At 73.8% G+C, this 988-nt stretch carries 1 protein-coding gene; it reads right to left on the bottom strand.

The window, feature by feature from the left end; genetic code table 11:
- Nucleotides 1–178 precede the first annotated feature (178 nt).
- The coding region (locus VS93_RS26415; RefSeq protein ID WP_046472547.1) for an HAD-IC family P-type ATPase at nt 179–988 on the bottom strand (810 nt) is incomplete at its 5' end.

Below are 988 nucleotides of genomic sequence, written 5' to 3'. Positions count from 1 at the left end.
CAGCGCGGCGGTGCCCGCCTCGGACGCGGGAGCGAGGTTACCTCGCGCTCCGCGTGCGGTGATACGCGCCACACTAACGCCTGGAACGTTGCGAACAGGTTGCGGGCCCTTCTTCCGGAGAGGAAGCGGCCGCTGGGCGCGCGGCGGGGAGGGAAGAGCTCCCGGGCGGGCTCCATGGTCAGGTCGTTGGCGTGGCTTCGGGGCGCAGGTCTACACGCCGCAGGAACTGGGCGTTGATGGCGACGATGACGGTGGACAGGCTCATCAGTACGGCGCCGATGGCCATGGGCAGCACGATCCCGGCCCAGGCCAGCACCCCGGCGGCCAGCGGGATCGCGGCCAGGTTGTAGCCGGCGGCCCACCACAGGTTCTGCACCATCTTGCGGTAGCTGGCCGCCGAGAGCCGCTTGACCGCGACCACGGCGCGCGGGTCGTCAGAGGCCAGCACGATCCCGGCGGATTCGATCGCCACGTCGGTGCCCGCCCCGATCGCGATGCCGACATCGGCGCGGGCCAGTGCCGGAGCATCGTTCACGCCGTCGCCGACCATCGCCACGTGGTGCCCGCGGCTCTGCAGGTCGGCCACCGCGGAGTCCTTCTCCTCCGGAAGCACCTCGGCGAACACCTCGTCGATGCCCAGCTCGGCGGCCACCGACTCGGCGACCTGCCGGGCGTCACCGGTGATCATCGCGACCGTGACGCCCATGCGGTGCAGCGCGTCCACAGCGGCGCCCGACTCCGGGCGCACCTGGTCCTCCAGGGCCAGCGCCCCGACGATGGCGGCCTCGCGCAGGACGTAGAGCACGGCGGCGCCGCGGCGCTCCCACTCCTCGATCGCCTCCCGCAGCCCGCCGGGGACGTCCAGGCCGCGCTCGCGCAGCAGCGCGGGACCGCCCACGGCGGCGAGCGCGCCGCCGACGCGCGCCTGGACTCCCCGTCCGGTCATCGAGCGAAGTCGGTGGCCCGCGGCACTTCGGTGCCGCGCTCG

Origin of the sequence: Allosalinactinospora lopnorensis (genome assembly GCF_000981225.1) — a bacterium.
Taxonomy (GTDB): domain Bacteria; phylum Actinomycetota; class Actinomycetes; order Streptosporangiales; family Streptosporangiaceae; genus Allosalinactinospora; species Allosalinactinospora lopnorensis.
Note: the sequence above shows the minus strand (reverse complement) of the source record. Positions and strands in the feature narration are given on the sequence as shown.